At 69.6% G+C, this 14,114-nt stretch carries 11 protein-coding genes; 7 read left to right on the top strand and 4 right to left on the bottom strand.

The genetic code is table 11. The features are described 5' to 3' along the window. Window positions 1-83 precede the first annotated feature (83 nt). The 6 genes from Q7W82_RS14560 to Q7W82_RS14535 are packed head-to-tail and all read left to right on the top strand — an operon-like array spanning window position 84 to window position 6,385. A complete protein-coding gene (locus Q7W82_RS14560; RefSeq protein ID WP_242160422.1) occupies window positions 84-1,034 on the top strand; it encodes an FKBP-type peptidyl-prolyl cis-trans isomerase in 951 nt (316 codons plus the stop codon). A 15-nt stretch (window positions 1,035-1,049) separates the two neighbouring features. After that, window positions 1,050-2,396 (top strand): UDP-glucose/GDP-mannose dehydrogenase family protein, encoded by a 1,347-nt coding sequence (locus Q7W82_RS14555; RefSeq protein WP_242160421.1) that lies wholly within the window; start codon window positions 1,050-1,052, stop codon window positions 2,394-2,396. Then, the gene (locus tag Q7W82_RS14550) at window positions 2,386-2,622 is read left to right on the top strand and encodes a SlyX family protein (RefSeq protein ID WP_010344225.1); all 237 of its coding nucleotides are present in this window, start codon (window positions 2,386-2,388) and stop codon (window positions 2,620-2,622) included. The genes Q7W82_RS14555 and Q7W82_RS14550 overlap by 11 nt, the downstream gene beginning before the upstream one ends. A 27-nt stretch (window positions 2,623-2,649) precedes the next feature. After that, window positions 2,650-3,342, top strand: a complete 693-nt coding sequence (locus Q7W82_RS14545) for a DUF2058 family protein (RefSeq protein ID WP_242160420.1) — start codon at window positions 2,650-2,652, stop codon at window positions 3,340-3,342. Between the two features lie 2 nt (window positions 3,343-3,344). After that, complete coding sequence (locus tag Q7W82_RS14540; protein ID WP_242160419.1) at window positions 3,345-5,489, top strand: acyltransferase family protein; 2,145 nt, start codon at window positions 3,345-3,347, stop codon at window positions 5,487-5,489. A gap of 41 nt (window positions 5,490-5,530) precedes the next feature. Continuing rightward, complete coding sequence (locus tag Q7W82_RS14535) at window positions 5,531-6,385, top strand: transporter (RefSeq protein ID WP_242160418.1); 855 nt, start codon at window positions 5,531-5,533, stop codon at window positions 6,383-6,385. A gap of 249 nt (window positions 6,386-6,634) precedes the next feature. Here Q7W82_RS14535 and Q7W82_RS14530 read toward each other — a convergent pair whose 3' ends face one another. The 4 genes from Q7W82_RS14530 to Q7W82_RS14515 all read right to left on the bottom strand — a co-directional run bounded on the left by Q7W82_RS14530 (window position 6,635) and on the right by Q7W82_RS14515 (window position 12,634). Then, window positions 6,635-7,546, bottom strand: a complete 912-nt coding sequence (locus tag Q7W82_RS14530; protein WP_242160417.1) for an NAD(P)-dependent oxidoreductase — start codon at window positions 7,544-7,546, stop codon at window positions 6,635-6,637. A 78-nt stretch (window positions 7,547-7,624) separates the two neighbouring features. Then, window positions 7,625-10,387 carry a methionine synthase gene (metH, locus tag Q7W82_RS14525; protein ID WP_242160416.1) on the bottom strand — a complete coding sequence of 921 codons (2,763 nt, stop codon included), beginning with the start codon at window positions 10,385-10,387 and terminating at the stop codon, window positions 7,625-7,627. Between the two features lie 103 nt (window positions 10,388-10,490). Further along, the gene (locus Q7W82_RS14520; protein WP_242160415.1) at window positions 10,491-11,636 is read right to left on the bottom strand and encodes a homocysteine S-methyltransferase family protein; all 1,146 of its coding nucleotides are present in this window, start codon (window positions 11,634-11,636) and stop codon (window positions 10,491-10,493) included. Further along, window positions 11,633-12,634 carry a metalloregulator ArsR/SmtB family transcription factor gene (locus Q7W82_RS14515; protein ID WP_242160414.1) on the bottom strand — a complete coding sequence of 334 codons (1,002 nt, stop codon included), beginning with the start codon at window positions 12,632-12,634 and terminating at the stop codon, window positions 11,633-11,635. Before Q7W82_RS14515 ends, Q7W82_RS14520 begins: the two co-directional genes overlap by 4 nt. A 126-nt stretch (window positions 12,635-12,760) precedes the next feature. Here Q7W82_RS14515 and Q7W82_RS14510 point away from each other — a divergent pair, with 126 nt between their 5' ends. Beyond that, window positions 12,761-13,909 (top strand): acyl-CoA dehydrogenase family protein, encoded by a 1,149-nt coding sequence (locus tag Q7W82_RS14510; protein WP_242160413.1) that lies wholly within the window; start codon window positions 12,761-12,763, stop codon window positions 13,907-13,909. Window positions 13,910-14,114: the final 205 nt, after the last annotated feature.

Genomic DNA, 14,114 nt, shown 5'->3' with positions numbered 1-14,114 from the left:
GGCCGCGCATGCGACAATGCCGGCCTCTGTCTGCGCCATCGCGGCGCGTCCAGTTCACGGTTCACTTCCAGGGAAAGTAGCGAATGAAGATGGGAATGCGCGGCGCCGTGGCGTCGCTGGTGGTGGGGATGATGCTGGCCGCCGGCCAAGCGTCCGCGCAGGCGCCGGCTGCCGACAGTGCGGCGACGACGCTGGGCAGCGAGAAGCAGAAGGTCAGCTACGCGATCGGCATGGATGTGGCGCGGTCGTTCGAGCCCATCGCCCAGGACATCGACGTCAATGCGCTGCAGCGCGCGATCGAGAACGCCTTCAAGGGCGGCAAGCCGCTGCTGTCCGACGAGCAGACCCAGGCCACCGATACCGCGCTGCGCACGCAGTTGGCCGCGCGTAACGGCCAGCCGGTGCCGGGCATGGCGCCGGGCGCGCAGCCGCCGCCGGTGTCCAAGGAGAATGTCGGCCTGATGCTGGGCGACCGTGCGGTCGGCCCGTCGCTGGCGCGGATCCAGAACGACATCGACCTGCCGACGCTGCTGGGCGCGGTGCGCACCGTGTTCGCCAAGGGCCAGACCGCGATGACCCAGGAGCAGGCGATGGCCACGCTGCAGGCGTTCGGCGCCTCCAAGCAGGCCGCCGTGGCGACCAAGAACAAGCAGGAGGGCAACGCCTTCCTGGCCCAGAACAAGAACCAGAAGGGCGTGATCACCACGCCGTCGGGCCTGCAGTACATGGTGCTGCGCGAAGGCAGCGGCCCGCGGCCCACGCCCACCAGCAAGGTGCGGGTGAACTACGAAGGCAAGCTGCTCGACGGCACCGTCTTCGACAGCTCCTACAAGAACGGTCAGCCGGCCGAGTTCTCGCTGAACCAGGTCGTGCCGGGCTGGAGCGAGGGCGTGGCGCTGATGCCGGTCGGGTCCAAGTACCGCTTCTGGATTCCGTCCAATCTGGGCTACGGCCCGCAGGGAACGCCGGGCGGCCCGATCGGCCCGGATGCGATGCTGACCTTCGACGTGGAACTTTTGAACATCCTTCAATAACCGAAAGGAGATTACATGCGCGTAGCGATATTCGGCACCGGCTATGTCGGGCTCGTCACCGGAACCTGTCTGGCCGAAGTCGGCCACCATGTGGTGTGCGTAGACATCGACCAGGCCAAGGTGGATGGGCTCAACAAGGGCGTGGTCCCGATCTACGAGCCTGGCCTCTCGCCGATGGTCAAGGCCAATCACGCCGCACGGAGGCTGTTCTTCACCACCGATGCGGCCAGCGCCATCGCGCATGGGGATATCGTGTTCATCGCCGTCGGTACGCCGCCGGACGAGGACGGTAGCGCAGATCTGCAGTACGTCCTGGCGGTGGCCCGCACCATCGGCCAGCACATCCAGGGGCCGACCATCGTGGTCAACAAGTCGACGGTCCCGGTGGGCACCGCCGACAAAGTGCGCGCGGCGATCGCCGCCGAGCTGGAAGCGCGCGGCGAAGCGATCGACTTCGATGTGGTCTCCAACCCGGAGTTCCTGAAGGAAGGCGATGCGGTCGCCGACTGCATGCGGCCGGACCGCATCGTCATCGGCAGCAGCAAGCCCGGCTCGGCCGCGCGCCTGCGCCGCCTGTATGCGCCGTTCAACCGCAACCACGACCGCATCGTGGAGATGGACGTGCGGTCGGCCGAACTGACCAAGTACGCGGCCAACGCGATGCTGGCGACCAAGATCAGTTTCATGAACGAGATCGCCAACATCGCCGAGCGCGTCGGTGCCGACGTGGAGAAGGTGCGCCAGGGCATCGGCTCGGATCCGCGCATCGGCTGGCACTTCATCTACCCGGGTGCCGGCTACGGCGGCTCGTGCTTCCCCAAGGATGTGCAGGCGCTGGCGCGCACCGCGCAGCAGTACGGCCACGCACCCAGGCTGCTGGATGCGGTGGAAGCGGTCAACGAGGCGCAGAAGGGCCACTTGTACGAGCTGATCCAGCGCCACTACGGCGCGGCGCAGCCACTGAAGGGCAAGACCTTCGCGGTGTGGGGCCTGGCGTTCAAGCCCAACACCGACGACATGCGCGCCGCCTCCAGCCGCCGCCTGCTGGCGCAACTGTGGGAAGCGGGCGCCACGGTCCGTGCCTACGATCCTGAAGCGACCGACGAGGCCAAGCGCATCTTCGGCGAGCGCGCCGACCTGCACTTCTGCAGCGATGCCTTCGATGCGCTGGAAGGCGCCGACGCGCTGGTGGTGGTCACGGAGTGGAAGCAGTTCCGCAGCCCGGACTTCACCCGCATGAAGGAGCTGATCGGCGATGCGGTGGTGTTCGACGGCCGCAATCTCTACGATCCGCAGGAAATCGAGAGCTTCGGCCTGGCGTACTACGGCATCGGCCGCGGACGTTCGATCCATGCAGCATGATTTTTCCACCCAGGATCGGTTGCTGGAGAACCGCCTGATCGAGCTGGAAACGCGCCTCTCCTTCCAGGAGCAGGCGCTGGCGGAAATGAGCGATGCCCTGGCCGAAGCGCGGATCGAAAGCCAGCGCAACGCCGAGTTGCTGCGTCACCTGCTCGAGGATCTGGGCAAGGTGCGCAGCACGCTCTACGCCGACCCGGCCGACGAACCGCCGCCGCCGCATTACTGATCCCCCGAACCGATCGATTCCGTCCCGATGAGCGATACCCTCCGCGAGCAGTTGCTGGGCCTGGGCTTCAAGCCCGCGCCGAAACCCGAACGCAAAGCCCCGCCTGCCGCGCCGCGGCCGCAGGGACGGCCGGGCCAGCGCCCGGCACCGGCCGGGGCGCGCGGCGAGCGCGCTCCCGGCGGCGCGCCCAATGCCGGCAAGCCCGGCGGCGGGCGCGGCCGTCCGCACGGCCACGGCCAGCAGGGCAAGCCGCAGGGCGCGGGCGGCCCGCCGGCACGGCCGCCGCGCAGCCGTGAGGACATCGACCTGGCCAAGGCCTACGCGATCCGCGCGCAGCGCGAGAAGGACGAGCGGATCGAGGCGGAGCGGCAGAAGCAGGAAGAAGCGCGCCTGCGCCGCGAGGCGCGGGCCAAGCTCGACGAACTGCTCAAGGGCCAGGCGCTGAACCAGGCCGAGGCCGACATCGCCCGCCACTTTCCCTATGGCGGCAAGATCAAGCGCATCTACGTCACCGCCGACCAGCTCAAGGCGCTCAACGCCGGCGAGCTGGGCGTGCTGCAGCAGAACGGCCGCTACCTGCTGGTGACCGCGGCGCTGCTGGACCAGGCCGAAGCGATCTTCCCGGCGGCGGTGGCGCTGCGGGTGGATCCGAACGCGCCGGCCGAGGAAGATCCCTACGCCGATCCCAAGTACCAGATCCCCGACGATCTGGTCTGGTAGGCGTGACGCTCCCAGGGACGGGCACGCTGGACGCAGGGCGCGGCCACACGTTGCCGCACGCGCAGCCCGGTGGCGGCTATCTGCCGTACGTGGATGGGCTGCGCGCGATCGCGGTGCTGGCGGTGATCGCCTACCACCTCGATCCGGCGTGGCTGCCGGGCGGGTTCACCGGCGTGGACATGTTCTTCGTGATCTCCGGCTTCGTGGTCAGCGCCTCGCTGCAGCGCTTGCCGGCGGCCGGACAGCTGGGTGTGTTCGCGCAGTTCTACGCGCGGCGCATGCGCCGCATCGCGCCGGCCCTGGTGGTGTGTCTGCTGGTCACGGGGCTGGCCAGCGGGCTGTTCATTCCCGAGTCCTGGCTCAGCGAGACCAGCGCCAAGACCGGGCGCATGGCCTTCGTCGGCCTCAGCAACTGGGTGCTGGCCGCGACCGGCAACGATTACTTCTCGCCCAAGGCCGAATTCAATCCCTACACCCACACCTGGTCGCTGGGCGTGGAGGAGCAGTTCTACCTGCTGTTCCCGCTGTTGTTCCTGGCCTGGAACCGCGGTGGCCGCGGCCGGCTGTGGTCGACGCTGCTGGTGGCGCTGGCCTCGGCCGCCTCGCTGGCGTTCGCCTGGCGGCATAGCCGCGACGCCGGCGATGCCGCGGCCGCGTTCTATCTGACCACCGCACGCTTCTGGCAACTCGGCAGCGGCGTGCTGCTGTACCAGGTGCTGGCGCTGCGCGGACGGTACGACGCCGGCACGCAGGCGCCGCCACCGGGCGCGTGGAGCTGGCGTTCGCCGCTGTTGGCGGCGGCGCTGGCGGCGGTCGCGGTCGGCCTGTGGCGCGCGCGCCCGGGTCACTCGCCGTGGCCGGATGGCCTGTGGCCGGTGCTGGGTACGCTCGGCCTGCTGGCGCTGCTGCATGGCGCCCCGGCCGGCTGGACCCGTCGCGCGCTGGCCCACCGCGTGCCGGTGGCGATCGGCCGCGTATCGTACTCGCTGTACCTGTGGCACTGGCCGGTGTTCGTGCTGTTCCGTTGGACCGTCGGCCTGGAATCGGCGCCGGCCAGGGCTGCGGCGCTGCTGCTGGTGGCGTTGCTGGCGCTAGCCTCGTACCGCTGGGTGGAGCTGCCGTGGCGGCATGGCCGGATCGGGCGCGCGCGCACCACGGCGCGGACCGTCGTCGCCGGGCTGGGCGTGGTGCTGCTCGCCGCCGGCACCCATGCGCTGCTGCAGGACACCCAGCGCTACTACGGGCTGAGCACGGTCAGCCGACATCCGCTGGACTGGTACGCCTATGCCAAGGGCCTGCGCCGCGAGTTCCCGCACTGCACGCTGCAGACCCGCCAGGTACCGGTACAGGTGGGCAGCGCCAAGCTGTTCGAACGCGGCGCCTGCACGCTGCACAACCGCGCGGGCGGCCAGTTGTTCGTCGCCGGCGACTCGCATGCGTTGGCCTACAACGAACTGCTGCGGCGCTTCGCCCTGCAGAGCGGGATGCCGGTGCGGCTGTACGGCGTCGGCGGTTGCCCGATCGTCGGCCTGCAGGCCTGGCAGGCCAGCAATCCGGGCTGCCAGGCCTACGAACGCAGCACCCTGGCCGACGTCGCCGCGCACGCGCGCGATGGCGATGTGCTGTTCCTGCCCGCGTTGCGGGTGCTGCGCCTGGCCGACCAGGACCGCCTGTTCGACGAGACGGCGGTGATGGCCGAGCAGGAGGGTGCCGAAGCGCAGGCCGCGCGCGGTGCTGGCGAAGCGGCCGCGCTGGCGCTGCTGCAGCCCCTGGCGCAGCGCGGCGTGCGCATCGTCTTCGAGGCGCCCAAGCCGGTGCTGCGCGCGCCGCCGTATCGCTGTTCGGACTGGTTCAACCGCGGCAATCCGATCTGCGCGCACGGTATCCCGGTCCCGCGCGCGACCATGGCGCGTTACCGCGCGCCGGTGCTGCAGAGCCTGCAGCGCATTGCCGCGCAGCTGCCGCATGCCTCGGTGTGGGATCCCTTGCCGCTGCTGTGCGACGCGCGGCAATGCACTGGCAGCCGCGACGGGCGCCCGCTGTTCTTCGATGCCGATCACCTCAGCGGCTACGGCAACCGCGTGCTGTTGCCGGACTTCACGTCGCACATCGCGGCGATCCAGGCACACTCGCCGCCGGCGCCTTGAGGCGCAGCCCCTTCGCCTCCCGCATCGCAAGGAGTTCGCGCATGCCTGTTCCACGTTTTCTCGCGCCGCCGTCGCTGGCGGTGTCGGCGTCCGTCGCCGCCCGCCATGGCCGCCGGCCGCCGTTGCGCCGCCGCGGCGATGTGCTGTTGCGCGGAGCCCTGCTGCTGGCCGCCACTGCCGGCAGCGCCGGCGTGGCCTGCGCCGACGACGCCCCGGCGTTCGACCGTCCTGGCATCGGCTTCGCCTCGAGCACCCTGCAGCGCGGCCAGGTGGCCTGGGAGCAGGCGTTCTTCGATGGCAGCTACGACCGCGACGGCGAAGTGCGCAGCACCGAGTACGTCGCCAACAGCCGGCTGCGGATCGGCCTGAGTGCGCGCACCGAACTGCAGTTGGCGATCGACAGCCAGGTGTGGCAACGCGTGCGCGGCGGCGGCCAGGACCGGCGCGGGCACAGCGGCGGCGACGCCAGCATCGGCCTGAAGCAGGCGCTGCCCAGCGCCAGCGACGGCTTCACCTGGGCGCTGCTCGGCAGCGCCAGCCTGCCGGTCGGCCGCGCGCCGTACGGCGATGCCGGCCACCGCTACGACCTGGGCCTGAGTGCCGGATGGGACCTTCCCGAAGGCCGCAGCCTGGCGCTGTACGGCAATGTCAGCGACAGCGAGGACGGCTCCGGCTGGAGCGTGTCGCCGAGCTACACCTTCTATGCCGGCGACACCCTGAGTGCCTACGTCGAGGCCGGCATCGGCGGTGGCGAGGACGACATGCGCGCGCTCGGCAGCGGCGTCACCTGGCTGTTCGCCGAGCGCGTGCAACTGGACGTGTCGGTCCTGCGCGGCCTGTCGTCGCAGACGCCGGACTGGCAGGGCGGCCTCGGCATTTCCGTGCTGCTGCGCTGAGCCCGAAGCCCCTCTCCCGTCGGGAGAGGGGGGGTGAGGGTGGGCGCGAAGCATCTCGTGGTGCTTGGGTTGACGGGGCTGCGCCCGTACCCTCATCCGCCCCTTCGGGGCAGCTTCGCCCGAGGGGAGAAGGGAACAGCGGTAAGACGCGTGCCCCTCTCCCGTCGGGAGAGGGAGTGTGGCGAGGGGCGGCGCGAAGCGTCTCGTGGAACTGGAGTGCGCGAGACTCTTGCCCCTACCGGCGCATGCTTACTCGCGCGCGGCCGCGCCATCGCCAGGCGGTAGGACCTCCGGGACGTGCTGGTCGTACTGCACCAGCACCTCCTCGAAACCGTAGCGCGGTCGCCAATCCAGCGCCTGCATCGCGTGCTGTGCCGAGTAGACGCGGTCGATCCGCTCCGGGAGCGTCCAGCCGCGTTGCTTGAATGCATCCACCAACTCGGGTGCGCGACGTCGCAGGACCGCCGGCGCCGCGCGGTGCAGCTCGGCGCAATCCTCGCGCAGGAACGGCGTGGCTCCGGAAATCACGAACGTTGCCGCCGCCGGCCCGGCATGCCGCAATGCCGCGGCATGGGCCTCGGCGACGTCGCGCGCGTCGATGCCGCGATGCAGGCGGAATGCCGCCATCACGTTGACCGCTTCCGGGAAGCAGCGCGACATGCGCAGGATGCGCACGCTCGGCCCGCCCTGTTCGGCGGCGGCGCGCAGCAGCGCCTCGGCCTCCAGCTTGGTGTGGTGGTAGATGGTCTGCGGCTGCGGCGTCAGCGCCTCGTCGACCCAGGCGGCGGTGCCGTCGGGGCTGGCGGCACCGCCGTACAACGCGGTGGTGCTGGTGAACACGATGCGGCGCACGCCGGCCGCCGCGGCGGCATCCAGGACGCGGCGCGTGCCGTCGACGTTGACCTGGCGGAAGCGCGCCGCCGGCACATGTGCGACGTGCGGGGCATGCAGCGCGGCGGTGTGGATCACCGCGTCCGCGCCGTGCAGCGCCCGCGCCAGCAGCGCGGCATCGTCGAGGTCGCCGACCCAGTCGGCGGTGGAGCAGGGCGTGCGGTCGAAGCCGCTGACGCGGTGCTCGCGCGCGAGCCGGATGTGGATGGCGCGGCCGATTCGGCCGGCACTGCCGGTGACCACGATCTTCAGCGGTGACGAAGTGGACATCGGCATGGCGGTTGGTGGGAAGGGGCGTGGGTGGTACCGATGTGGGCGATGCAGGTCGCACCTGCGACCGGCCCCGGCTCACTCCGGGTCGTAGTCCAGGTTGGAGGCCAGCCAGCGCTCGGCCTGTTGCAGCGAGACACCCTTGCGCCGCGCGTAGTCGGCGAGTTGCTCCTTGCCCAGCCGGCCGACCACGAAGTACTGGCTCTGCGGGTGACTGAAGTAGTAGCCGGACACCGCGGCGGTCGGCAGCATCGCGAAACTCTCGGTCAGCGACATGCCGGCGTTGCGTCCGGCGTCGAGCAGCGCGAACAGGGTCTGCTTCTCGCTGTGGTCGGGGCAGGCCGGGTAGCCGGGGGCGGGACGGATGCCGCGATAGCGCTCGGCGATCAGCGCCTCGTTGTCCAGCGCCTCGTCGTCGACATAGCCCCAGAACTCGGTGCGCACGCGCTGGTGCAGGCGCTCGGCCAGCGCCTCGGCCAGGCGGTCGGCCAGGGCCTTGAGCAGGATCGCGTTGTAGTCGTCGTGCGCCGCCTCGAAGCGCGCCACGTGCGGCTCGATGCCGATGCCGGCGGTGACCGCGAACGCACCGATCCAGTCCTGCTTGCCGCTGTCGCGCGGGGCGATGAAGTCGGCCAGGCAGAAGTCCGGGCGCTCGGCGGGTTTGTCGACCTGTTGCCGCAGGAAATGCAGGGAATGGGGAATGGAGAATCGGGAATGGTCGAGCGGCGCAGTCCCGCTCGACGATTCCCCATTCCCGTCTCCCGATTCCCGGTCCGTCAGGACCACAACGTCATCCCCGACCGACTGCGCCGGCCACAGCCCGAACACCGCCTTGGCGGTCAGCCATTTCTCCTCGACGATCCGCTGCAGCATCGCCCGCGCGTCCTGGTACAGCTCGCTGGCCTGCTGGCCGACGATCTCGTCGGTGAGGATCGCCGGGAACTTGCCGGCCAGTTCCCAGGCCTGGAAGAACGGCGTCCAGTCGATCAGCGGGACCAGGTCGTCCAGCGGGTAGTCGTCGAACACGTGCAGGCCGGGCTGGCGCGGGGTCGGCGGGGTGTAGGCGTCCCAGCCGCCGTCGAAGCGCTGCCCGCGGGCGTGCGCGAGCGAGACCAGGCGCTTGGCGTCGCCGCGGTTCTTGTGGCGCTGGCGGATCTCGGCGTAGTCGGCGTCGTTGGAAGCGACGAAGGCGGCGCGCAGTTCGCGCGAGATCAGCGATTGCGCCACGCCCACCGCGCGCGAGGCGTCCTTGACCCACACCGTCGGCGCCGCATAGTGCGGGTCGATCTTCAGCGCAGTGTGCGCGCGCGAGGTGGTGGCGCCGCCGATCAGCAGCGGCATCGAAAAGCCCTGGCGCTGCATCTCGCGGGCGACGTGGGTCATCTCTTCCAGCGACGGGGTGATCAGCCCGGACAGGCCGATGATGTCGGCGTTCTCGGCGCGGGCGCGGTCGAGGATGGTCTGGGTCGGCACCATCACCCCCAGGTCGATCACGTCGAAGTTGTTGCAGGCCAGGACCACGCCGACGATGTTCTTGCCGATGTCGTGTACGTCGCCCTTGACCGTGGCCATGATGATCTTGCCGTTGGATTTGCCGGTGTCGCCGCTGCGCAGTTTTTCCGCCTCGATGTAGGGCAGCAGGTAGGCGACCGCCTTCTTCATCACCCGCGCCGACTTCACCACCTGCGGCAGGAACATCTTGCCGGCGCCGAACAGGTCGCCGACCACGTTCATGCCGTCCATCAGCGGGCCTTCGATCACGTCCAGCGGGCGCGCGGCCTGCTGCCGCGCCTCTTCGGTATCGGTCTCGACGAACTCGTCGATGCCGTGCACCAGTGCATGGCTCAACCGCTCGCGCACGGTCTTTTCGCGCCAGGCCAGCTTTTCCCGATTCCCGACTCCCGCCTCCCGATTCCCCGCCTTTTTGTAACGCTCGGCGATTTCCAGCAGGCGTTCGGTGGCGTCGCGGCGACGGTTGAGGATCACGTCCTCCACGCGCTCGCGCAGCTCCGCATCCAACTCGTCGTAGATCGGCATGCCGCCGGCGTTGACGATGCCCATGTCCATGCCGGCGGCGATGGCGTGGTACAGGAACACCGAATGGATCGCCTGGCGCACGGTCTCGTTGCCGCGGAACGAGAACGACACGTTGGAGACGCCGCCGGAGACGTGGCAGTGCGGCAGGGTGCGCTTGATCTCGCGGGTCGCCTCGATGAAGTCGACCGCGTAGTTGTCGTGCTCCTCGATGCCGGTGGCCACGGCGAAGATGTTCGGGTCGAAGATGATGTCTTCCGGCGGGAACCCGACCTGCTCGGTGAGGATGCGGTAGGCGCGGGTGCAGATCTCCACCTTGCGCGCGCAGGTGTCGGCCTGGCCGACCTCGTCGAAGGCCATCACCACCGCCGCGGCGCCATAGCGCAGCACCTTGCGCGCCTGTTCGACGAACGGCGCCTCGCCTTCCTTGAGCGAGATCGAGTTGACCACGCTCTTGCCCTGCAGGCACTTCAGCCCGGCCTCGATCACGCTCCACTTGGAGGAGTCGACCATGATCGGGATGCGCGCGATGTCCGGCTCGGACATGATCAGGTTGAGAAAGCGCACCATCGCCTTCTCCGAATCGATCAGGCCCTCGTCCATGTTGACGTCGAGGATCTGCGCGCCATTGGCGACCTGCTGGCGCGCCACCTCCACCGCTTCCTCGTAGCGCTCTTCCTTGATCAGCTTGCGGAACTGCGCGCTGCCGGTGACGTTGGTGCGCTCGCCGACGTTGACGAACAGCAGGTCCGGGGTCAGCAGCAACGGCTCCAGGCCGGACAGGCGGGTGTGGCGGGCGGAGGACATGGTCAGCGTTCCGGAAACGGGGAGGTGCCGGCGCGCACGCAGGCGGTACCGCACTGGCGCCAGGGCGCGCGGGCGGCGACGGCGGGCATGCGCGCGGCGGACATCAGGCGGCCTGCGCCTGCGCCGCCAGCGGCACGCGCGGCGGCAGCCCGCGCACCGCTTCGGCGATGGCGCGGATGTGGGCGGGGGTGGTGCCGCAGCAGCCGCCGACCAGGTTCAGCAGCCCGGACTCGGCGAACTCGCGCAGCGTCGCCGCCATTTCCTCGGGCGTCTCGTCGTACTCGCCGAAGGCGTTGGGCAGGCCGGCGTTGGGGTGCGCGCTGACGTAGCCGTCGGCGATCCGCGCCAGGGTTTCCACGTGCGGGCGCAGGTCCTTGGCGCCGAGCGCGCAGTTCAGCCCCACCGACAGCGGCCGCCCATGCGCGACCGAGGCGTAGAACGCTTCGGCGGTCTGCCCGGACAGGGTGCGGCCGGAGGCGTCGGTGATGGTGCCGGAGATCATCACCGGCAGGCGCCCGCCGCGCGCGTCGAACACCTCTTCGATCGCGTACAGCGCGGCCTTGGCGTTGAGCGTGTCGAAGATGGTCTCCACCATCAGCGTGTCGGCGCCGCCGTCGATCAGGCCGTCAATGGCCTCGCGGTAGGTGGTGCGCAGTTCGTCGAAGCTGGTATTGCGGAAGCCGGGATCGTTGACGTCCGGGCTGATCGAGGCGGTGCGGCTGGTCGGGCCGAGCACGCCGATCACGAACCGCGGCTTGTCCGGCGTCAGTGCCTCGACCGCATCGCAACAGGCGCGGGCGACCTGCGCGCCGGCCTTGTTGAGTTCGTAGACCAGGTGTTCCAGGTGGTAGTCGGCCTGGCTGATGGCGGTGGCGTTGAAGGTGTTGGTCTCGAGCAGGTCGGCGCCGGCGTCGAGGTAGGCCCGGTGGATCTCGGCGATCACCTCGGGGCGGGTCAGCAGCAACAGGTCGTTGTTGCCCTTCAGGTCGTGACCCTGCGGCGCGTGGTCGCAGCCGGGGCCATGCACGTGCGCGGCCTGCGCGTCGTAGCCCTCGGCGAAGCGCTCGCCGCGGTAGTCGGCCTCCTGCAGCCCATGGCGCTGGATCATCGTGCCCATCGCCCCGTCGATGATCAGGATGCGCTCGGACAAGGCCTGCAGCAGCGCCTCAGCGCGCTGGGGGTGGAGCCATTGGGAGGCCGGGAGTGGGGAATGGGGAGTGGGGAATGGGGGAGGAGCGATGGTGCTCATGCGACATCTCCTGCGGCCGCCTTGGCCTTGGCGGTTGCTTTTTCGATTCCCGATTCCCCAATCCCGATTCCCGGCTTCCCCGCAATCAACGAAATCACTTCGAAGTGCGGCGGGCGCTTCTCGCGGGTCACGGTTTCCAGGCTGGAGACCTCGAGCCCGGCCTTGCCGACGAACTTGCGCAGTTCCTTGGCGGCGAAGCCGAGGTTGACGTGGCCGTAGGCCTGCACCGCGGCCTTGTGTTCGTGGCGCGCCAGGCTGCACAGCAGCAGGCGGCCGCCCGGGCGCAGCACCCGCGCCGATTCGCACACCGCCTGCGCGGGCTTGGTGGCGTAGGTCAGGGCGTGCATCATCACCACCAGGTCGAAGCTGGCGTCCGGGAAGGGCAGGGCGTGCATGTCGCCCTCGCGCACTTCCACGTTGCCGAGCCGGCGCAGGCGCTCGCTGGCCGCAGCCACCACCCGCGCGCTGGTGTCGATGCAGACGTAGCGGCGCGCGTGCGGCGCCACCAGTTCGGCCAGCACGCCGTCGCCGGAGGCGATGTCGAGCACGTCGCCGGTCTCCAGCAGCGGCAGGGCGGTGCGCGCCAGCGCCTCCCAGGTGCGGCCGGGCGAATAGTGGCGTTCCATGTCGCCGGCCACCGAGTCGGCCCAGTTCTGGTCGGCGGCGCGGTTGGCCAGCACCGCGGCCACGCGTTCGGCGTCCTGGCGCAGCAGCGGATCGTCGCTACCGGTGCTCAGCGCCAGCCACAGCGCGCGCTGGGCCGGGTCCAGCAGGGTCTCGTCGAAGCGATAATAGGCCGACACGCCGGCGCGGCGGTCGCGCACCAGCCCGGCCTCCTTGAGCTTGGCCAGGTGGGTCGAGACGCGCGGCTGCGCCAGGCGGGTGATGGCCGACAGTTCGGCCACGGTCAGCTCCTCCTGCTCCAGCAGCGCCAGCAGGCGCACGCGGGTGGCGTCGGCGAAGACCTTCAGCCGGGACGACCAGTCCTCCAGATCCATAAATATCTTCCTATCGCGATATAGAGATATTTTGGTCCGCGCGGCGGTTCCGGTCAAGTTGCACACGCCGGCGTATGGTCGGCCCGGCTACAATGGCCGCACCAACAAGCCCGGGAGGGGTTCGACGTGGATTTCAGCTTTACCGAAGAGCAATTGATGATCCAGGACGTGGCGCGGCGCATCGCCCAGGAGCGAATCGCCCCCAGCGCCGAGCACCACGACCGTACCGGCGAATTCCCGCTGGAGAACATCCGCCTGCTGGGCGAGAACGGGCTGATGGGCATCGAGGTGCCGGAGGAATACGGCGGCGCCGGCATGGACCCGATCGCCTACGTGCTGGCGATGGTCGAGATCGCCGCGGGCGATGCGGCACATTCGACCATCGTGTCGGTCAACAACTCGCTGTTCTGCGCCGGCATCCTCAAGAACGGCAACGAGGAACAGAAGCAGACCTACGTGCGCGCCATCGCCGAGGGCCGCGAGATCGGCGCCTTCGCCCTGACCGAGCCGCAGTCCGGCTCCGACGCCACCGCGATGCGGTGCCGCGCGGTGCGCCAGGACGACGGCAGCTTCGTCATCAACGGCAAGAAGAGCTGGATCACCTCCGGCCCGGTCGCCAAGTACATCGTGCTGTTCGCGATGAGCGAGCCGGACAAGGGCGCACGCGGCATCACCGCGTTCGTGGTCGATACCGACAAGCCGGGCTTCCATCGTGGCAAGACCGAACCCAAGCTGGGCATCCGCGCCTCGGCCACCTGCGAAATCGAGTTCCAGGACTACGTGGCCAGCGCCGACGAGGTGCTGGGCACCCCGGGCGAGGGCTTCAAGATCGCCATGAGCGTGCTCGACGCCGGCCGCATCGGCATCGCCTCGCAGGCGATCGGCCTGGCCCGCGCCGCCTACGAGGCGACGCTGGAGTACGTGAAGGAGCGCAAGGCGTTCGGTTCGCCGATCGGCGCGTTCCAGATGACCCAGGCCAAGATCGCCGACATGAAGTGCAAGCTGGACGCGGCGCTGCTGCTGACCTTGCGCGCGGCGTGGCTGAAGGGGCAGGGCCAGCGCTTCACCACCGAGGCCTCGGTGGCCAAGCTGACCGCCTCCGAGGCGGCGATGTGGATCACCCACCAGGCGGTGCAGATCCACGGCGGCATGGGCTACTCCAAGGAGATGCCGCTGGAGCGCTACTTCCGCGATGCCAAGATCACCGAGATCTATGAGGGCACCAGCGAGATCCAGCGCCTGGTGATCGCGCGCAACGAGACGGGGCTGCGGTGAGGCCGGGAGTCGGGATGGGGGATTAGCCGGTTCCTGCATCGGCTGATGATTCAAGGAGAAGCGGCCGCAGGGCCGCTTTTTCTTTGGGGGCAAAAGGAATGAGCGGGCTCTGGCTGCAATGCGTCGGGACTGAAGTCCCTCCCACAAGGAGCGCTCGGCCTTGAAGGAGCTCTCAGCCTTGGGCCGGGTTTTGGACCGCACTTCC

This window comes from Xanthomonas indica, assembly GCF_040529045.1.
Classification (GTDB): Bacteria; Pseudomonadota; Gammaproteobacteria; order Xanthomonadales; family Xanthomonadaceae; genus Xanthomonas_A; species Xanthomonas_A indica.
This window is presented reverse-complemented; position numbering and strand designations above follow the sequence as displayed.